At 67.1% G+C, this 19,674-nt stretch carries 16 protein-coding genes; 5 read left to right on the top strand and 11 right to left on the bottom strand.

All coding sequences use genetic code 11. The features are described from left to right. Positions 1 to 270 precede the first annotated feature (270 nt). From HWX03_RS18780 to HWX03_RS18765, 4 genes are all read right to left on the bottom strand, one after another. Complete coding sequence (locus HWX03_RS18780; protein WP_175821761.1) at positions 271 to 726, bottom strand: MarR family transcriptional regulator; 456 nt, start codon at positions 724 to 726, stop codon at positions 271 to 273. 159 nt (positions 727 to 885) lie between these two features. Continuing rightward, on the bottom strand, positions 886 to 2,409 hold the full coding sequence (locus tag HWX03_RS18775; RefSeq protein ID WP_175872205.1) for an efflux transporter outer membrane subunit: 1,524 nt from the start codon (positions 2,407 to 2,409) through the stop codon (positions 886 to 888). Then, a complete protein-coding gene (locus HWX03_RS18770) occupies positions 2,406 to 5,579 on the bottom strand; it encodes a multidrug efflux RND transporter permease subunit (RefSeq protein ID WP_175872204.1) in 3,174 nt (1,057 codons plus the stop codon). The genes HWX03_RS18775 and HWX03_RS18770 overlap by 4 nt, the downstream gene beginning before the upstream one ends. 13 nt (positions 5,580 to 5,592) lie before the next feature. Further along, positions 5,593 to 6,789, bottom strand: a complete 1,197-nt coding sequence (locus HWX03_RS18765) for an efflux RND transporter periplasmic adaptor subunit (RefSeq protein ID WP_175872203.1) — start codon at positions 6,787 to 6,789, stop codon at positions 5,593 to 5,595. A gap of 79 nt (positions 6,790 to 6,868) precedes the next feature. On the opposite strand from HWX03_RS18765, the gene soxR reads away from it, so the two are divergent. After that, positions 6,869 to 7,348: a redox-sensitive transcriptional activator SoxR gene (gene soxR / locus HWX03_RS18760; protein ID WP_175872202.1), complete on the top strand. Its 480-nt coding sequence runs from the start codon at positions 6,869 to 6,871 to the stop codon at positions 7,346 to 7,348. A 24-nt stretch (positions 7,349 to 7,372) separates the two neighbouring features. Here the strand turns inward: soxR and HWX03_RS18755 are convergent, their stop codons facing one another. Continuing rightward, positions 7,373 to 8,134 (bottom strand): SDR family NAD(P)-dependent oxidoreductase, encoded by a 762-nt coding sequence (locus HWX03_RS18755; RefSeq protein WP_175872201.1) that lies wholly within the window; start codon positions 8,132 to 8,134, stop codon positions 7,373 to 7,375. A 114-nt stretch (positions 8,135 to 8,248) separates the two neighbouring features. Between HWX03_RS18755 and HWX03_RS18750 the strand changes: the two genes are divergently transcribed. Then, on the top strand, positions 8,249 to 9,160 hold the full coding sequence (locus tag HWX03_RS18750; RefSeq protein ID WP_175872200.1) for a LysR family transcriptional regulator: 912 nt from the start codon (positions 8,249 to 8,251) through the stop codon (positions 9,158 to 9,160). Positions 9,161 to 9,184: 24 nt separating this feature from the next. Here the strand turns inward: HWX03_RS18750 and HWX03_RS18745 are convergent, their stop codons facing one another. After that, entirely contained in the window at positions 9,185 to 9,838 is a 654-nt protein-coding gene (locus HWX03_RS18745) for a TetR/AcrR family transcriptional regulator (RefSeq protein ID WP_175872199.1), read from the bottom strand. A gap of 147 nt (positions 9,839 to 9,985) precedes the next feature. On the opposite strand from HWX03_RS18745, the gene HWX03_RS18740 reads away from it, so the two are divergent. Continuing rightward, positions 9,986 to 11,278: an NAD(P)/FAD-dependent oxidoreductase gene (locus tag HWX03_RS18740; protein WP_175872198.1), complete on the top strand. Its 1,293-nt coding sequence runs from the start codon at positions 9,986 to 9,988 to the stop codon at positions 11,276 to 11,278. Positions 11,279 to 11,322: 44 nt separating this feature from the next. Next, positions 11,323 to 11,712, top strand: coding sequence for a DUF3331 domain-containing protein (locus tag HWX03_RS18735; RefSeq protein ID WP_175872197.1), 390 nt, complete (start codon positions 11,323 to 11,325; stop codon positions 11,710 to 11,712). Positions 11,713 to 11,715: 3 nt separating this feature from the next. Here HWX03_RS18735 and HWX03_RS18730 read toward each other — a convergent pair whose 3' ends face one another. Both HWX03_RS18730 and ggt read right to left on the bottom strand, forming a co-directional pair. Then, positions 11,716 to 13,044 (bottom strand): dicarboxylate/amino acid:cation symporter, encoded by a 1,329-nt coding sequence (locus HWX03_RS18730; protein ID WP_175872196.1) that lies wholly within the window; start codon positions 13,042 to 13,044, stop codon positions 11,716 to 11,718. 179 nt (positions 13,045 to 13,223) lie between these two features. Then, a complete protein-coding gene (gene ggt, locus HWX03_RS18725) occupies positions 13,224 to 14,975 on the bottom strand; it encodes a gamma-glutamyltransferase (protein WP_175872195.1) in 1,752 nt (583 codons plus the stop codon). A gap of 376 nt (positions 14,976 to 15,351) precedes the next feature. On the opposite strand from ggt, the gene HWX03_RS18720 reads away from it, so the two are divergent. After that, on the top strand, positions 15,352 to 16,230 hold the full coding sequence (locus HWX03_RS18720) for a MurR/RpiR family transcriptional regulator (protein ID WP_175821771.1): 879 nt from the start codon (positions 15,352 to 15,354) through the stop codon (positions 16,228 to 16,230). 27 nt (positions 16,231 to 16,257) lie between these two features. Here the strand turns inward: HWX03_RS18720 and HWX03_RS18715 are convergent, their stop codons facing one another. The 3 genes from HWX03_RS18715 to HWX03_RS18705 all read right to left on the bottom strand — a co-directional run bounded on the left by HWX03_RS18715 (position 16,258) and on the right by HWX03_RS18705 (position 19,660). Then, on the bottom strand, positions 16,258 to 17,604 hold the full coding sequence (locus tag HWX03_RS18715; protein WP_175821772.1) for a nitrate/sulfonate/bicarbonate ABC transporter ATP-binding protein: 1,347 nt from the start codon (positions 17,602 to 17,604) through the stop codon (positions 16,258 to 16,260). An 11-nt stretch (positions 17,605 to 17,615) separates the two neighbouring features. Further along, entirely contained in the window at positions 17,616 to 19,370 is a 1,755-nt protein-coding gene (locus tag HWX03_RS18710) for an ABC transporter permease subunit (RefSeq protein WP_175872194.1), read from the bottom strand. Positions 19,371 to 19,450: 80 nt separating this feature from the next. Beyond that, positions 19,451 to 19,660: a phosphate transporter gene (locus HWX03_RS18705; protein ID WP_175872193.1), complete on the bottom strand. Its 210-nt coding sequence runs from the start codon at positions 19,658 to 19,660 to the stop codon at positions 19,451 to 19,453. Positions 19,661 to 19,674 lie beyond the last annotated feature (14 nt).

The raw sequence follows: 19,674 nt of genomic DNA, 5'->3' as shown, positions 1-19,674 counted from the left end.
GGTCCTTGTCATCGGTTTATAGTTGCAACCGCAATCGTTGCAATTGCAATCCTATGCGGAAACCGATGGCGCCAGTGACATGCCAGTACTCGAAGGAGGGATATGCAGACTGCGCGACCCGGTTCGCCCGTGCGGACGCCCGATACCCGCCGGGCCGCAGCAGCCTGCCTCTAACGGCCGACGCCGCGGCGGCTCGCACCGCAAGGCCGCGCGGCGTTTCCGCTCGACGTTCGACGCGCGGCGCGCGGCCGCTCCGTGTGCCGGATATCGTTACTTCGCGTCGGCCGCCGCGTCGCGCGCCGCGGCGGTCGCGCGGTCGAGCCCGGCGGTCATCGCGGCCCGCTCCTTGCCGGTGAACTGGTCGAGAAACAGCTCGGCGACCGTCGACTGGTACACCTTCCACATCTTTTTGCGCAGCGTCCGGCCCTTGTCGGTGATGCTCGCGAACGCGGCGCGGCCGTCATCCGCCGAACGCGTGCGCGTGACGAGCCCCTCCTGTTCGAGCCGGTCGACGAGCCGCGTCAGGTTGTAGCGCTCGAGCGCGAGCACGTCGGCCAGTTCGTGCATGCGACGCGTGCCGTCCGGTCCGCTTTCGAGCCCCCACAGCGCGTCGTACCACGCGTACGCGGGCAGGCGGGCCGCCGCGAGGCGACGCTCGATCTCGCGAATCATCGTCCGGTGTGCGCGGACGAACGAGAACCACAGATCGGGTTCGGTTGCATTCATGTCAGGTCGTTCCTCTCGCTTAATTGCAGTTGCAATTAAATTTTACCGCGAGAGCGATGGCCTTTTCATGCGATTGCAATTACCGCCATCTTGCCCGCCGATCGGCGAGCATTTCGTCGCGCGACGCGGCGCCACGACCGCCGCGTCGCACTGCTCGCACTACTTCCCCGACTGCGCGAGCGGGCCTTGCATGCCCTGCCCCGTGCCCGACGGCCAGCCGCCCGCGAGCGCCTTGTACAGCGCGACCGTCGACGCCGCGCTGCGCATCCGCCCGTCGGCCGCCGCATCCTGCGCCTGCAGCAGCGTCCGTTGCGCGTCGAGCACTTCGTAGTAGTCGATCGCGCCGGCCGAGAAGCGGGCCTGCGCGAGCTGCGCGGCGCGTGCGCTGTCGTCGGCCGCGCGCACGAGGTGCGCGGTCTCGTCACGCGTGCGGGCGACACGCAGCAGCGCGTTCTCGGTTTCCTCCAGCGCGCCGAGTACGGTCTGCCGGTACTGCGCAAGCTGGCCGGCCGCTTCCGCGTCGCTCGCGGCGATCCGTGCACGCACACGGCCGACGTCGAGGAACGACCAGTCGATGCCGAGGGCGATCAGGTTCGTGTCGCTGCCCGCGCGGAAGAACCCGTAGCTGCTCGTCGCGCTGCCGAGCAGCCCCGACAGCGTGAAGCGCGGAAACAGGTCTGCGGTCGCGACGCCGACGCGCGCGGTCGCCGCATGCAGCCGCGCCTCGGCGGCCGCGACATCGGGGCGGCGGCGCAGCAGGTCGCCCGGCGTGCCGGGATCGATGTCGGCCGCGAGCGCCGGCAGCGGGACAGGCGTGCCCGTCGGCGCCGCCGTCTTCGGCAGGTCGAACCGACCGATCAGCGCATCCGGCGTCTGCCCGGTCAACACCGCAAGCCGATGCTCGTCGACGCCGATCGCGGCTTCGTACACGGCGATCCGCGATGTCGTCGATTCGTACTGCGCACGTGCTCGCGCCGCGTCGAGTTCCGAGCCTCGTCCCGCGCCGACACGCGCATTGATCAGCGCGAGCGTCTGCTTCTGGTTGTCGGCGTTCTCGCGGGCGATCCGCAACCGCTCCTGAGAACCACGCAGATCGACGTACGTACTCGCGACCTCCCCCGCGATCGCGACGCGCACCGCGCGTACGTCGGCCGCGCTGGCCGCCGTTTCCGCGCGCTGCGACTCGATCGAGCGGCGCACGCGGCCGAACAGGTCGAGTTCCCACGCGGCATTGATGCCGACGCTCGACGTCGGCGCATCGCGCTGGCTGCGCGGCGCGCCGAACGCCTGATCCTTGCTCATCAGCTGATGGCCGATCTGGCCGCTCGCGGTGATCGTCGGATAGCGGTCGAAAGTCGCCTGCGACAGCAGCGCGTTCGACGCGTCGTAGCGCGACACGGCGACCTGCAAATCCTGGTTCGCCGCGAGCGCCGCATCGATCAACTGCGTCAGCACCGGATCGCCGAACCCGCGCCAGAGCGTGGCATCGGCGTCGGCCGACGCGTCGGGCGGCGTATCGGGCTGTGTATCGGCCGGCGCCGCATCGCGCTGCGTCGCCGGGTGGGCGTCGCGCGCGAACCGCGCGGCGGTGGCCGAGTCGGGCCACTTGAAATCGGGGCCGACCGCGCATGCAGCGAGCGTCACCGACATCGCGAGCGCGGAAAGACGGAAAGCGGCGCTCATCGGTTTTCTCCTTCGAGGGTGCCGTGCTGTTCGCTCCAGACGGCCGGCGTGCCGCCCGCGAGCTTGCGGATCGCCACATAGAACACGGGCGTCAGGAACAGCCCGAACAGCGTGACGCCCAGCATCCCGGCGAACACGGTGACGCCGGTGGCCGCCCGCACTTCGCTGCCCGCGCCGCTGCCGATCAGCAGCGGCACCGAGCCCGCGATGAACGCGACCGACGTCATCACGATCGGACGCAGCCGCAGCTTGCACGCTTCGAGCGCCGCTTCGACCGCGCCTTTGCCCTGGATCTCGAGCTCGCGCGCGAATTCGACGATCAGGATCGCGTTCTTGCACGCCAGCCCCATCAGCACGACCAGACCGACCTGCACGAACACGTTGTTGTCGCCGCCGGACAGCCACACGCCGAACAGCGCCGCGCACATGCACACGGGCACGATCAGGATCACCGCGAGCGGCAGCGTCCAGCTCTCGTACAGCGACGCGAGCACCAGGAACACGAGCATCACGGCCAGCGGGAATACGACGATCGCCGCGTTGCTCTGCGTGACCTGCTGGTAGCTGAGGTCGGTCCATTCGAGCGTGATGCCGGGCGGCAGCACGTCCTTCGCGATCTGCTGGAGCTTCGCGATCGCCTGCGACGACGACATCATCTTCGGATCGGCGTCGCCGATCAGGTCGGCGGCCGGATAGCCGTTGTAGCGGACGACCGGGTCGGGACCGTACGCGGGCCCGACCGTCACCATCGAGCCGATCGGCACCATCTCGCCCTTCGCGTTGCGCGTGCGCAGGTTCGCGATGTCGGCGGCCGTCTGCCGGTGGCCGGCATCCGCTTGCGCCATCACGCGATACACGCGGCCGAACACGTTGAAGTCGTTCACGTACATCGAGCCGAGATAGACCTGCAGCGTATTGAACAGATCGGTCAGCGCGACGCCCTGCGCCTTCGCCTTCAGCCGGTCGACCTTCACCTCGAGCTGCGGGATGTTCGCCTGGTACGAGCTGACGGGATAGCTCATCCCCGGCGTCTTCGCGACCGCGGCCTGGAACGCGGCGAGCGCCTTCTGCAATTCGCCGTAGCCGAGCCCGCCGCGATCCTCCAGGTACAGCGAGTAGCCGGAACCGTTGCCGAGGCCCTGGATCGGCGGCGGCATCAGCGCATAGGTGATGCCGCCGCCGATCGCCGCGAAGCGAGCGTTCAGGTCTGCGTTGATCTGCGCGGCGCTGCGATGACGCTGGTCGAACGGCTTCAGGATCACGTACGAGTTCGTGATGTTCGGCGTGTTCACGCCCTGCAGCGCATTCAGCCCCGCGAACGCCGGCACCATCTCGACGCCGTCGGTGCCGAGCGCGATCTTCGTCATCTGCTCGGTCACCGCGCTGGTACGTGCGAGCGATGCGCCTTCCGGCAGCTTCGCACCCGCGAACAGGTACAGCTTGTCCTGCACGGGGATGAAGCCGCCCGGCACCGCGTTGAACAGCAGCGCGGTCGCCGCGAGCAGCGCCGCATAGACCGCGAACACCACGCCGCGCCGCTTCAGCGTGCGACCGACGACGCCATGATAGCGATCGGCGCTGCGCTCGAAGAAGCGGTTGAACGGATGGAACAGCCAGCCGAATGCGCGATCGAGCGCGCGCGTCAACGCATCCTTCGGCGCGCCGTGCGGACGCAGCAGCTTCGCGGCGAGGGCGGGCGACAGCGTCAGCGAGTTGATCGCGGAGATCACCGTCGAGATCGCGATCGTCACCGCGAACTGCCGGTAGAACTGGCCCGTGACGCCCGACATGAACGCCATCGGCACGAACACCGCGCACAGCACGAGCGCGATCGCGACGATCGGCCCCGACACCTCGCGCATCGCCTGGTGCGCGGCATCGCGCGGGCTCAGCCCCCGAGCGATGTTGCGCTCGACGTTCTCGACGACGACGATCGCATCGTCGACGACGATCCCGATCGCGAGCACGAGCCCGAACAGCGTCAGCGTGTTGATCGAGTAGCCGAGCAGATGGAGAAACGCGAACGTGCCGACCACCGACACGGGCACCGCGACGAGCGGAATGATCGATGCGCGCCACGTTTGCAGGAACAGGATCACGACGAGCACGACCAGCACGACGGCCTCGATCAGCGTGTGCTGCACCGCGCGGATCGATTCGCGCACGAACACCGTCGGGTCCCACACGGGGCGGTACGCGACGCCGGGCGGGAAGCGCTTCGACAGCTCGTCGAGCTTCGCATACACGGCCTTCGCGACGTCGAGCGCGTTCGCACCCGGCGACAGGAAGATGCCGACCACGGCCGAATGCTTGTCGTTGAAATACGAGCGCAGCGTGTAGTCGCCCGCGCCGAGCTCGATGCGAGCGACGTCGGACAGCTTGACCACCTGCCCGTCGTCGCCGTTGCGCAGCACGATGTCGCTGAATTCCTGCACCGTGCGCAGGCGGCCGCGCACGTTGATCGACACGAGGAAGTCGTTTTTCTTCGGCGACGGTTCCGCGCCGAGCTGACCGGCCGACACCTGCACGTTCTGCTCGCGCACGGCCGCGATCACGTCGCTCGCGGTCAGCCCGCGCGACGCGAGCCGGTTCGGGTCGAGCCACAGCCGCATCGCGTAGTCGCCGGAGCCGTACACGCCGACGTCCCCGATGCCGGTGAGCCGCGACAGCTCGTCCTTCACGTGCAGCGTCAGGTAGTTGCGCAGGTACAGCGAATCGCGGCTGTTGTCCGGCGAATAGAGGCTCACGTACATCAGCGGCGTGGGTGACTGCTTCTGCGTGGTCACGCCGTACTGGCGCACCTCGTCGGGCAGGCGCGACAGCGCCTGGCTCACGCGGTTCTGCACGCGCACGGCGGCCGTGTCGGGATCGACACCCTGCAGGAACGTCACGACGACCTGCAGGCTGCCGTCCGAGCCGGCGACCGACTTCATGTACATGATGCCTTCGACGCCGTTGATCGCCTCTTCCAGCGGCTCGGCCACCGATTCGGCGATTTCCTTCGGGTTCGCGCCCGGGTACGTTGCGCGCACGACGACGCTCGGCGGCACGACTTCCGGATATTCGCCGGCCGGCAGCATCGGAATCGAGATCAGGCCGATCGCGAAGATGACGATCGACAGCACGACCGCGAAGATCGGCCGGTCGATGAAGAATCGGGAGAAATCCATCGTATCGCTCCCGTTATTGCGCGGCGGGCGTGCCGGCATCGGCGACCGCCTGCGTCGCGCTGCCCGCATCGGCGCGCGCGGGCAGCGCCTTCGGCTTCACCTGCGCGCCCGGATAGTAGATCCGCTGCACGCCATCGATCACGACGCGGTCGCCCGCCTGCAGCCCCTTCTCGACGATCCGCTCGCCGTCGAGTTCGCGGCCGATCGTCACGTCGCGGCGCAGCGCCTTGTCGCCCGGGCCGATCACGTACACATACTTGCGGTCCTGGTCGGTCAGCACGGCCTTGTCGTCGACCAGCAATGCATCCTGGTCGCGGCCGCTGACGAGCTGCACGCGCGCATACAGGCCCGGCGTAAACGTATGGTCCGCATTCGGCAGCCGCACGCGGGCGCGGATCGTGCCGGTCTGCGAATCGAGCCGGTTGTCGAGGAAATCAACGGTGCCCGCATGCGGGAAGCCCGTCTCGTTCGCGAGGCCGATGCGCACCGGATCGGCGCCGATCGCGCGATGTGTCGGATCGGCGCGCCGCGCGTTGTAGCGCAGGTAGCTCTGCTCGTCGCAATCGAAATACACGTAGACGGGATCCTGCGACACGACGGTCGTCAGCAGCGTGTCGTCCGCGCGCGCGAGGTTGCCGGCGGTCGCGACCGCGCGGCCGACGCGGCCCGCGATCGGCGCGCGTACTTCGGTGAAACCGAGATTGAGCTTCGCGTCGGCAACGGCCGCATCGGCCGCCTGCAGATCGGCGCGTGCCTGCTCGGCCGTGGCGCGCGCGTTGTCGAGTTCTTCCTGCGACGTCGCATGCGCATCGATCAGCGTCTGCACACGCTTGAGCTGCACGTTCGCGAGGCTCGCGGCCGCACGGGCGCGCTGCTGCTGCGCATTTGCACGGTCAAGCGCGATCCGGTACGGGCGCGGATCGATCTCGAACAGCAGCGCGCCCTGCGCGACCACGTCGCCCTCCTTGTACGCGACACGCTGCAGATAGCCGCTCACGCGCGGCCGCAGCTCGACCGCGTCGACCGCTTCGACGCGTCCGTTGAATTCGTCCGCGAGGCGGACGGTACGCGGCGCGACGGTGGCGACGCCGACTTCGGGAAGCGGATGGGCCGACGATGCGCCTTTGCCGTCGTGACAACCCGACAACGCCAGCAACAGGGCACAGGCGGCGCCCAAAGGCGGCGTCCTGCGTAAGGAAAAGGAGAGCATGATGCCTCGCGACGGGTTAAACTGCCGCGTAGCATAAAAGTTGAAGTTAACTTGAAGTCAAGCTTTCCCGGAGGGCGTCATGGGTATCCAGGAAACCCCGCAATGGCCGCTGATGTCGATCCGCGAAGTAGCCGCACGCAGCGGCGTGCCGGCGTCGACGCTGCGCTTCTACGAGATGCGCGGGTTGATCAAGTCGCATCGCAACGGCTCGAGCCATCGCCACTATTCGCGTGCGGTGCTGCGGCTGATCGCGTTCATCGTGTTCGCGCAGAAGATCGGCTATTCGCTCGACGAAATCGCCGAACAGCTCGTCAGCCTGCCCGAGGACACCGCGCCGAGCAACAAGGACTGGCAGCGGCTGTCGCGCGGCTGGAAGCAGCGCGTCGCGAGCCGGATCGAGGAGTTGCAGCGGCTCTACATCAACCTCGACGAATGCATCGGCTGCGGCTGCCTGTCGCTGAAACGCTGCAAGCTGACCAACCCGGAAGACCGCGCGGGCCGCAACGGGCCCGGCGCGCGGCGCTGGCTCGGCGACAAGCCGCCGACCGGTTCCGAATGACGCGCCGGTCGAGCGGGCGCGGCGTCACCCGACGCGCCAGCCACCGTTTACCGCGATCGTCGCGCCCGTGACGAACGACGCGCGCGGCCCGGCGAGCCACGCGACCGCGTCCGCGATGTCGTCCGGCTGCCCGGCGCGGCCGGCCGGCGTCTGCTCGCGGATCGTCGCCGCGATGGCCGGCGCGACCCCGCTGTCGCCGAAGAAACGCGTGTCGGCGATATAGCCGGGCGCGACCGTATTGACCGTCGCACCGCGCGGCCCGAGTTCGCGTGCCAGCGCGACGGTGAAGCCTTCGACGCCGGCCTTCGCGGCCGCATACGCGAGGCCGCCCGGCAACAGGCTGCCGGCGCGCGCCGCGATCGAGCCGATGTTGACGATCCGCGCGGCGTGGTCGGCCAGGTGCGGCAGCACGGCCATCGTCGTCAGGAACAGGCTTTTCAGGTTCGCATGGAACACCGCGTCCCATACGGACTCAGCCTCCGCCGCTTCGGTATCCGCGCCGACGCGCCCGGTCAGCCCCGCGTTGTTGACCAGCACGTCGATGCGCGACCAGCGCGCGACGATCGCGGCGACTACCGCTTCCGCGTCGCGCCGCACGCCCAGGTCGCCAGCCCGCCCGATCGCCGCGCCGCCCAGACGCTCGACGGCCGCCTCGAGCCTTTGCCGGTCGCGCCCGACGATCGCGACGCGATACCCGTCCTGCACCAGCCGGCGCGCGATCGCGAAGCCGATCCCGCTCGACCCGCCCGTGACGATCGCCGTTCGCTGCCGTTCGTTGCCCGTCATGACCTGCCCTCCTTTCCTCGGTGTTGACGATTGGTGACACTGGCAGTCTGGACAACGCACGGCGATAGGTAAAATACGAATTCGATAACCGACTGATACGAAAAAGGTATCACCATGATCGATCTGCGCCAGTTCCGGCAATTCATCGCGGTCGCCGAAACGCTCAGCTTCCGGCGCGCGGCCGAGCGGCTGCACATGGCTCAACCGCCGCTCAGCGCGGCGATCCGCAAGCTCGAGGACGCACTGGGCGTCGCCTTGCTCGAACGCGACAACCGTGGCTCGCGGCTCACGCCGGCCGGCGAAGCATTCCTGCTCGAAGCGCGGCGCGCGCTCGAACAGGCCGAGCGCGCGGTGGCCGTGGCGCGCCGGGCAGGCGCCGGCCTCGGCGGCACGCTGCGGCTGCGCTTCGTCGACAGCACGGTCAATGCGCTGTTGCCGCTGATCCTGCGCGCGTTCCAGGAACGGCATCCGGAGGTCGATTTCCAGCTCGAGGAAGGCACGACCGCCGAGCAGGTGCTCGCGCTGCGTCAGGACCGCACCGACGCCGGCCTCGTCGTGCTGCCGGTGGCCGACGCCGGCGACGTGCGTGTCGAGCCGCTGCTGCGCGACCGGATGGTGGCCGCGCTGCCCGACGGCCACCGGCTCGCGCACCGCCGCCGCATCGCACTGGCCGAACTGGCGGACGAACCCTGGGTCATGTTTGCCGCGCACCACGGGCCCGGCATGCATGCGCTGATCGTGACGGCGTGCGCGCAGGCGGGCTTCGCGCCGCACGTGGTCCAGCAGCCGCGCCAGATGCAGACGACGGCCGGGCTCGTCGCGGGCGGCATCGGCGTCGCACTGATGCCGCGCCTGTTCGTACCGATGCAGCCGCAAGGCATTACGTTCTGCGAACTGAAGGATGCGGGCAGCCCGCTCGCGTACGAACTGGCGCTCGCGTACCGTACGCCGTCACCGCTCGTCGATGCGCTGCGCGACACCGCGCGGAACGCGGTGCGCGAACTGGGGCTGGTTGCCGCGACGTGACCGCGCGCATCGCGCGCGCGGCGCTCAGACGCTCAGGATGCTGAACACGACGCCGAGCACAGCCTCGCGGAACGCCTCCGGCCGCGTCGGCAGCGACGTGTACTCCAGCATCATGTGGCTGTACGACACCGTCGTGCCGATCGCGCTCGCGATCATGAAGAACAGCACGTTCGGATCGACCGGACGGATCGCGCCGGCCTCGACCGCGTCCGCCAGCAGCCGAAACATCGCGTCGTGATACGGGCGCACGATCCGCTCCTGCAATCGATCGAGCCGCCCACCCTCCTCGGTCGCCGCCGTCGAGAAGAACATGCCGATATCCGGCTCCGCGAATTCGTGATCGACGCACAGCTCGAGCGCGCGCCGCACGCGCTCGCGCTGCGGCAGCGACGACGTGCGCAACGCGCGCAGCGCGTCGAACATCGGTTCGGCCAGCTCGACGATCTGCTCGACGACGGCCAGCCACAACGTTTCCTTCGTACCGAAGTGATGGGCGATTAGCGCCGCGTCGATGCCCAGCTCGCGCGCGACTTCGCGCACGCTCGTCGCGTCGTAGCCGCGCTTCGCGAACGTGCGGCGCGCGGCCCGCAATATCACGTCCGGACCGACGGACGCATCCGCCAGCGGCCGTCCGCGCGTACGCCGCTTCGACGGCGCGCGCTCAGTGACTTCTGCCACGTTTTTCCTGCTCCTTGAAACGATTCGAATGCCCGCGTTCGGTCCCCGATATCACGTACGGGAAGCGGGCGGCCTGCCCCGCTCCGTTGACACGCGGAGCCGGGAAGCGCTAGGATCATACCTTATTCATCACGTGATGATTTATCCATGACAACCCTTACACGTATCGTCATCGTCGGCGGCGGGATCGCCGGACTGCAGCTCGCGACCCGTCTGGGCGAGCGTCTCGGCCGGTCCGGGCGGGCGCAGATTACGGTCGTCGACCGCAGTCCGACGCACATCTGGAAGCCGATGCTGCACACGATCGCGGCCGGTACGCGCGACGTCCAGCAGCAGCAGGTGATCTTCCTCGCCCACGCCCGCGATCACGGCTACACGTACCAGCCCGGCGAACTGAAGGGGCTCGATCGCGCGCGCCGCCGCGTGCAGCTCGGCGAGATCCGCTCGCAGGACGGCGACGTCGTGATCGACGCACGCGAACTCGAATACGACGTGCTGATCCTCGCGCTCGGCAGCCAGGCCAACGATTTCGGCGTGCCGGGCGTGCGCGAGCACTGCTACTTCATCGACAGCCAGCAGCAGGCGGAGACCTTCAACGAAGCGTTGCGGATGCGCGTGTTCCGCAGCATCGCGCGCGACGAGCCGTTTCGCGTCGCGATCGTCGGCGCGGGCGCGACGGGCGTGGAACTCGCGGCGGAGTTGAGCCGTTTGCTGGAAGTGGCGGAGGCGTACGGCGACGAAACGGTGCGCGAGCGGCTGCAACTCACGCTGCTCGAAAGCGGCCCGCGCATCCTCAACGCGTTTCCGCCGCGGATTTCCGCGTCGGCGCAGCGGCGGCTCGAACAGATCGGCTTTCACGTGCTGACGTCGACGCGCGTCACGTCGGCCGACGCAAACGGCTTCCACTACGGCGACGGTTCGTTCGCCGAAGCGGACCTGATGGTCTGGGCGGCCGGCGTGAAGGCGCCCGATTTCATGCAGGGGCTGGGCGGGCTCGACACGAACCGCGCGAACCAGATCGTCGTCGGCCCCACGCTGCAGGCGACCGGCGACGAGCACGTGTTCGCGATCGGCGATTGCGGGAGCCTGCTGCCCGACGGCCACGAACGGCCGCTGCCGCCGACCGCGCAGGTCGCGACGCAGCAGGCCGAGCATCTCGCGAAGCACTTGCCCGCGTGGCTCGACGGCACGCCGGTTCCGCCGTTCGCGTTCCACGATTTCGGCGCGCTGGTGTCGATCAGCGATTACGACGCGTTCGGCACGCTCGGGCAGTTCGGGTTCTTCCGCGGCGGCTTCATCCAGGGGCGCTTCGCGCAGTTCAGCCACCTGATGCTCTACCGGCGGCACCAGCAGGCGCTGCACGGTTTCTCCAAGGCGACCTTGCTGTGGATCGCCGAACGGATCAACGGCTGGGTGCAGCCGCGCATCCGCCTGTCGTGATGCCGCGCGTCGCGGCACCGCGTAACGTTTCGAGGAACAGAAACATGAACAACCGTCCAATGCCCTGGCTCATGACCGTCGCCGCAATCAGCAGCTTCGACATGCCGTCCGTCTCGTGGGGCGCGCCGCGGCGGCGCAGCGTCACGCGCGACCGACTGCCGTCGTGGGACGCGACGAGCAAGCCGACCATCAGCGTGCTCGAACGGCCCACGGCCGACACCGTGATGATTTCGTGGCGCGACGCCTGCACCGGGCACTACGGCTACCAGAAGTGGCGCCTGTTCACGACGCGCAAGCGCGGCGTATGCGCGCTGTCGGGGCGACCGATCGAGATCGGCGACAGCGTCTATGCGCCGCAACTGCTCGGCTCGACGCCGGGCAACGCCGCCGCGATGGTGCTCGCGGCGTGCATCGACGACGCGCTGGCGGCCTGAGCGTCAGGTCGACGTGGCCTGACCGGCGCCATAGGCCGGAGCGCGGTTCTGCCGTTCGAGTTCGGCATCGAGGTGCGCGGCATGTGCGTTTGCTTCGGACTCCGACATCAGTTCGCCTTCCCATTTCGCGACCACCGCGCTCGCGATCGAGTTGCCCACCGCGTTCGTGGCCGAGCGGCCCATGTCGAGGAACGTGTCGACACCGAGAATCAGCAGCAGTCCGGCTTCCGGGATGTCGAACTGGTGCAGCGTCGCCGCGATCACGACGAGCGACGCGCGCGGCACGCCGGCCATCCCCTTCGACGTGAGCATCAGGATCAGCAGCATCGTGACCTGCGTGCCGAGCGACAGGTGGATGTTGTAAGCCTGCGCGATGAACAGCGACGCGAACGTGCAGTACATCATCGAGCCGTCGAGATTGAACGAATAGCCCATCGGCATCACGAAGCTCGAGATCTTGCGGCGCACGCCGAACCGGTCGAGCGCGTCGAGGATCTTCGGATACGCGGCTTCCGAGCTCGCGGTCGCGAACGACAGCATGAACGCTTCCTTGATCAGCACAAGCAGCTTGAACACGCGGCGGCCGAGGAACAGCAGCCCGGCCGCGACGAGCGTGGCCCACAACAGCACGAGGCTCACGTAGAAGTCGCCCATGAACACCGCGAACTTCAGCAGGATCGACAACCCGTTGACAGCGACGGTCGACGCCATCGCGGCCATCACCGCGAGCGGCGCGAGCTTCATCACGTAGCCGGTGATCTTCAGCATCACGTGCGCGAGCTGGTCGATCGCGGCGACGAGGATCTTGCCGCGCTCGCCGAGTGCGGCGAGCGCGACGCCGAAGAACATCGAGAACACGACGATCTGCAGGATCTCGTTGTTCGCCATCGCCTCGGCGATCGACTTCGGCACCATGTGCCCGACGAAATCCTTCAGCGTGAACTTGGACGTCGCGAGATGCGCGGACGCGCCGATGTCCGGCAGCGGCAGGCCGAGGTTCTCGCCGGGCCGCAGCAGGTTCGCCATCAGCAGGCCCAGCAGCAGCGAGACCAGCGACGCGGTGACGAACCAGCCGAGCGCCTTCACGAACACGCGCCCGACCGATGATGCATCGCCCATGTGCGCAATGCCGACGACGAGCGTCGAGAACACCAGCGGGCCGATCACCATCTTGATCAGCCGCAGGAATACGTCGGACACGAGCGAGATGTAGCCGGCGATTTCAGCGGCCGACTGCTTGTCCGGAAACTGCGTGTAGATCAGGTAGCCGATCAGGATGCCGGCTGCCATCGCGAGCAGGATCCAGCCTGCCGCAGACATTCGTTTGTTCATGACGGAATTCGCCGCACGGCGATGGAGTTGACGGAAGAAAGGTGCGCGTCCTGCGCCACGGTACGCACGGCGCGAGCCGCTCAGGCTCGCGGAGGTCCGTTGACGGGCGCGCTGTCGCCGCCCCGGCATTCACGTGAACGCGAAGGCCGGTAGCAGCGATTCGGCATGAAGCGATCGGGTCAGTAGCCGATCGCCGAGCCCGCCGGACGGCGCGGGTCGTTGTAGCCGTAGATGAAGCCGACGCGCACGTTGCCGGACACGGACGAATCGTTCCCGGAACTCTGGCGGCTCGCCGCTTCGGTGTCCGGCAGGCCGACCATGATCAGCTCGGCGGCGCCCCACGGCGTCTGCTCGACCATCTTGTAGCCCATGTTGCGCAGGATCGCGAGCGTGTCGGGCGACAGGCCATAGGTTTCGTAATAGACCGCGTCGGGCAGCCACTGATGATGGATGCGCGGCGCGGCGACCGCGTCCTGCGGCGTCATCCCGTAGTCGATCACGTTCAGCACGGTCTGCAGCGTGATCGTGATGATGCGCGAGCCGCCCGGCGAGCCGACCACCATGAACACCTTGCCGTCCTTCTTCACGATGGTCGGCGCCATCGACGACAGCGGACGCTTGCCCGGCGCGATCGAGTTGCGCGTGCCCTGCACGAGGCCGAACAGGTTCTGCGCGCCGACCTTCACGGTGAAGTCGTCCATCTCGTCGTTCAGGAAGAAGCCCGTGCCCGGCGCGATGACCACGGCGCCGAAGCGGCCGTTGACCGTATAGGTCGTCGACACCGCATTGCCGTCGTGGTCGACGATCGAGTAATGCGTCGTTTCCGGCTTCTCGTGCACGCCGACACCGGGCTGCACGTCGACCGACGGCGTCGCCGTATCGGCATGGATGCTCTTGCGGATCTGCGCCGCGTATTCCTTGCTCGTCAGCTTCGCGACCGGGTTATCGATGAAGTTCGGATCGCCGAGCAGCGTGTTGCGGTCTTCGTACGCATGGCGCATCGCTTCGGTCATATAGTGGACCGTCGCGGCCGAGTGGTAGCCGAGCTTGCGCAGGTCATACCCTTCGAGGATGTTCAGCGTCTCGCACATCGTCACGCCGCCCGAGCTCGGCGGCGGCGCCGACACGAACTCGTAGCCGCGATACGTGCACGTCAGCGGCGCCATGTCCTGCGCGCGATAGGACGCGAAATCGGCCGCCGTGATCACGCCGCCGCCGCGCCTGGCCGCCGCCTCGACGATCTTCGGGATCTCGCCGTGATAGAACGCGTCCGGCCCCTGCTCCGCGATGCGCTCGAGCGTGCGTGCCAGGTCCGTCTGCACCAGGCGGTCGCCCGGCTGCAGCGCCGTGCCGTCCGGGCGCAGGAAGATGCGCGCGGCTTCCGGATCCTTCTTGAAGCGCTCGACCGTCGTATCGAGGATGTCGGTATCGCCGCGCGTCAGCACGAAGCCGTCGCGCGCGAGCCGGATCGCCGGCGCCATCACCTGCTTGCGCGTCAGCTTCCCGTACTTGCGCTGCGCGAGATCGAGCCCGGCCACCGTGCCCGGCACGCCGACCGCGCGATAGCCGTACAGGCTCTGGTCCGGGATGACGTTGCCCGCCGCATCGAGATACATGTTCGCGGACGCCGCGGCCGGCGCGGTCTCGCGGAAATTGATGAAGCGGTCGCGACCGCCGGCCAGATGGATGGTCATGAAGCCGCCGCCGCCGATGTTGCCGCAGCACGAGTTGGTCACGGCCTGCGCATAGCCGACGGCCACCGCCGCGTCCACCGCGTTGCCGCCTGCCTTCAGGATGTCGACGCCGATCTGCGACGCGAAGTGCTGCGACGACACGACCATGCCGTTCTTCGCTTCGACCGCAGGGTCCGACGCGGCGAACGCGCACACGCTCATCGCCGACAACAGGGTGAGTACTACGAGCCGCCTCATGACGGAATCCTCCAGACGAATAAACCGGGCCATGCCGGGATGCATCGGCGCGCAACTGCGCATCAACGCTGCCTATCCGACATGTAATAAACGGTACATTTCAGCAAGGCCGCGATCATAACACTCGCTTTTTTGCGCCAAAAACTAGGGTAATCACTGAATTTAAGGCGAATGGACATCGACACGCCTAGTGAGGTATGTTGGTTTTATTACATATATGAACGTGTTCGCCGACCGGGTGATACGTCCCTCTAATTTCAGACCGGACGCGGCCTGCCGCACGTCAATCGGCTAACATGCGTGCAGTTGCCGGCAGGCGCCGGTCTACCGTTTGGTCATTCAATTCGTTCAATTCAGATAGAGAGCCGGAGTGCCGATGGGGACGAGCATCAGGGCGTTGCTGTTATCCCAGATGGATAGCTTCACGCCGTCGGAACAGAAGGTCGCGCAGGCGTTGCTGGATCGCTATCCCAGTCTCGGGCTGGGCCCGATCGCGCAGTTTGCGAAGCAGGCTGAAGTCAGCGACCCGACCGTGTTCCGCTTCGTCGTCCGGATCGGCTTTCCGAACTATTCGTCGTTCCAGCAGGCGCTGTACGACGAGATCGACACCGCGATGAATTCGCCGCTCGCGCGGATGGATGCGTTCCACTCGGAAACGGGCATGCGCGACAGCCATGCGGCGATTTTCCAGCGGCTGTCCGAATCGCTCGCGACCACGATCGAAGGCCTCGACGCGGCCGCGTTCGATGCAGCGGTGGCGGTGCTGGCCGATCCTGACGTTCGCGTGTTCTGCGGCGGCGGGCGCTATACAGCGCCGCTCGCGTCGCTGTTCTCGTTCACGCTGACCTATGCGCGGCCGCATGTGCAGTACGTCGAGCCGAACGTGAATCTCGCCTCCGTCGCGTTGGCCGACATGGGGCGCGACGACGTGCTCGTGATCTTCGACTTTCGCCGCTACCAGAAGGACAGCATCCGCTTCGCGCAGGCCGCGCATCGGCTCGGCGCGCGGATCCTGCTGATCACCGACGAATGGCGCTCGCCGATCGGCGAGTTCGCGGAGATCGTGCTGCGGATCCAGGGTCGCCCTTTCGCGATGCTGCAGACCAACGTGCCGGCGCTGGCGCTCGCCGAAGCGCTGGTGATCGGCGTGACGAACCGGCTGCCGGAACTCGCGCGGCAGCGGATGGAGAAGATCGAGCAGCTCAATGCGGGCGGGATCGAATGGGATACCAACCAGCGCGATTTGCCCGAATGACGACTGGTCGCCATTCGGGCGTGGGTCTCAACTCTCGACATCCTCCAGACTGAACACTTCCGTCTTGTCGTTGTACGAAAAAACTTCGCCGTACCGCCCCCAGTCGATCACCGCATCGAGCGTTTCCTCCGCCGCTTCGTCGGACAGAAAATCCTCCAGCTCCTGCTCGAAGCGCACGCGCGGCGCACGATGGCCCGGACGCTCGTTCAGCACCTTCCGGATCCGGGCAGCAAGCGGTACATGCTTCAGCAGGTGATCGGCGAACATCAGCTTGCGCTCCTGCGTGCCGAATTCCGCGAACACGCGTGCGGGTGGCGTCAGGAACACGTCGCCTTCGCGCACGTCCGCAAAGCCGAGGTACTGCAGCACTTCCGCGATCGGAAACAGTTCGTCGACTTCCAGATGCAGTGAGCGTGCGATTTCCGGCATGTCCGCACGGCCGTGGTACGGCGCCATCGCAAGCGTCTCGATCAGGCCGGCCATCAGGTTGGTCGACACACGCGGCATCCAGCTGCCGAGTTCCAGCCCCTTCTTCGTCGCTTCGCCGGTCTGACGCGCGGTCATCTTCGCGTAGATATCGTCGACGAGCTTGCGGAAATCGGTGTCGAGCCGGTTGCGCGGATGCTTGAACGGCACCTTGATCTCGGCGATCACGCGGCCCGGATTCGACGACAGCACGAGGATCCGGTCGCACATGAATACCGCCTCCTCGATGTTGTGCGTGACGATCAGCACTGACTTGATCGGCATGCGGCCCTGCGTCCACAGATCGAGCAGGTCGGTACGCAGCGTCTCGGCGGTCAGCACGTCGAGCGCGGAGAACGGCTCGTCCATCAGCAGAATGGTCGGATCGACGACGAGCGCACGCGCAAAGCCGACGCGCTGACGCATGCCGCCCGACAGCTCGCGCGGATACGCGTTCTCGAAACCGTCGAGACCAATCAGGTCGATCGCGGCCAGCGCACGCTCGCGCCGCTCGCGTGCGCCGACGCCCAGCGCCTCCAGCCCGGCTTCCACGTTCTGCAGCACGGTAAGCCACGGGAACAGCGCGAAGGTCTGGAACACCATCGCGACGCCTTCGGCCGGGCCGCGCAGCGGCTGGCCGAGATAGGTCACTTCGCCGCCGGTCGGCTCGATCAGCCCGGCGATGATCCGCAGCAGCGTCGACTTGCCCGAGCCCGAGCGGCCGAGCAGGCCGACGATCTCGCCTTCGCGCAGCGACAGGTTCGCGTCGTCGAGCACGAGCAACTCGCCCTGCGTCTTGTTGAAACCGCGGTTCACGTGCTCGACGCGCAGGATTTCTTCACCCAGCCGGGGCGGCTGCAGCGGCTGGGACGTCTTGACGGGGGCGTTGATAACGGTCGAATTTTGCATCGCGCTTACTCTCAATCGAGACGGAGCCGGGATTCCGCATAGGCGTACATCGGACGCCACAGCAGGCGGTTGAACAAGGTAACGAACAGGGACATCACGGCGATGCCGAGGATGATCTTCGGGAAATCGCCGGCGGCGGTCGTTTGCGCGATATACGAGCCAAGGCCGTGCGCGACGACCTTCGTGTCGCCCCACTGCACGAACTCGGACACGATGCTCGCGTTCCACGCGCCGCCCGATGCGGTGATCGCGCCGGTCACGTAGTACGGGAAGATGCCGGGCAGGATCGCCTGGCGCCACCACTGCCAGCCGCGGATGCGGAAATTCTTCGTCGCTTCCTTGTAATCGTTCGGATAGGACATCGCGCCGGCAATCACGTTGAACAGGATGTACCACTGCGTGCCGAGCACGATCAGCGGCGACAGCCAGATATCCGCGTTCAGGTGGAAGCGGACGATCACGATCACGAACACCGGAAACAGCAGGTTCGCCGGGAACGCCGCGAGAAACTGTGCGAGCGGCTGGATCTTCTCGGCCAGCTTCGGGCGCAGCCCGATCAACACGCCGAGCGGCACCCAGATCACCGACGCGATCGCGATCAGCACCAGCACGCGCAGCAGCGTGATCAGGCCGAGCACCAGCACGTGCCCGACCTCGCCCATCGTCACGCCGGTCGCGACGAAGCTGACGACGCGCCACGCGACGTACACCGTCAGCAAGATCACGAACGCGCCCCACACGATGTCGCCGATGCGCGACGAACGGCGCGACGATGCGCCGCGCGCACGCGTGCCCTTCAGCGCCGGCACGCGCAGCGGAATCCGCGCGGCCTGCGACAGCAGCCAGCCGGCCGGCACGAGCAACTGATGGATCAGGTGCGTGCGACGCATCATGTCGAGCAGCCAGGATTGCGGCGCATCGCCCGACGCGGTGTTCTCCATCCGGAACTTGTCGGCCCACGCGACGAGCGGGCGAAACAGGAACTGGTCGTAGGCCAGGATCACGACCGACATCGCGACGATCACCCAGCCGACCGCGCCGAGATTCTTGTCCGAGATCGCCTGCGCGAGATACGCGCCGATGCCCGGCAACGTGATCGTCTGGTTACCAACCGTGATCGCTTCCGATGCGACGACGAAGAACCAGCCGCCCGACATCGACATCATCATGTTCCAGATCAGGCCCGGCATCGAGAACGGCACTTCGAGCTTCCAGAAGCGCTGCCACGACGTCAGGTGAAAGCCTCGCGACACTTCGCTCAGATCACGCGGCACCGTGCGCAGCGACTGGTAGAAGCTGAACGTCATGTTCCATGCCTGGCTCGTGAAGATCGCGAAGATCGCGGCCAGCTCCGCACCGAGCACGCGCCCCGGAAACAGCGCGAGGAAGAACGTGACGGTAAACGAGATGTAGCCGAGCACCGGCACCGACTGCAGGATGTCGAGGATCGGGATCAGCACCATCCCGGCGCGGCGGCTTTTTGCGGCGAGCGTGCCGTAGACGAGCGTGAACACGAGCGACGCGACCATCGCGGCGAGCATCCGCAGCGTGGTGCGCAACGCGTATTCAGGCAGGTTCGACGGATCGAGCGAGATCTTCTGCGTCTGCAGCACGCCGATCGGCGCCATCGTCTGGTGAAACCCGACGATCGCCATCGCGAGTATGCCGATGATCAGCGGAAACGCGATCGCATCCCAGCGGTTGGGCAGCACGCGCCACGCGGACGCGTTGGCGGTGCGATTCGGATCGAAGAAACGGATATCCATCGGTAGCGTCTTGTGTTGAATTGAAAATCGATGGGTCCGGCCGCATGCCGCGCGGTCGGGCGTCGCACCCGCGGTGCGAATCAGAACAGCCCGTGCTGTGTCCGGTATGAGGTGGCCGGCAGCGCGAACGGCAGCACCGAGCCTTCCTTGACGAGGCGAAGATCGGCGCGGGGACGAATGCCGACATGGGCGATGCCGCAGGCCATGATCAGAAAAAACAGCGCGAGGCTGAGGTTGCGCGTGCGGTGACCGACCGCACCGACCGTGTCCGTTGCCGCGAGGTTCGGCATGAAGGGCTCCGGAG

Source organism: Burkholderia sp. BCC0397 (genome assembly GCF_902832865.1).
In the GTDB taxonomy this organism is placed as follows: Bacteria; Pseudomonadota; Gammaproteobacteria; order Burkholderiales; family Burkholderiaceae; genus Burkholderia.
The sequence above is the reverse complement of the archived record's forward strand: the minus strand, read 5'-3'. Positions and strand labels throughout refer to the sequence as shown.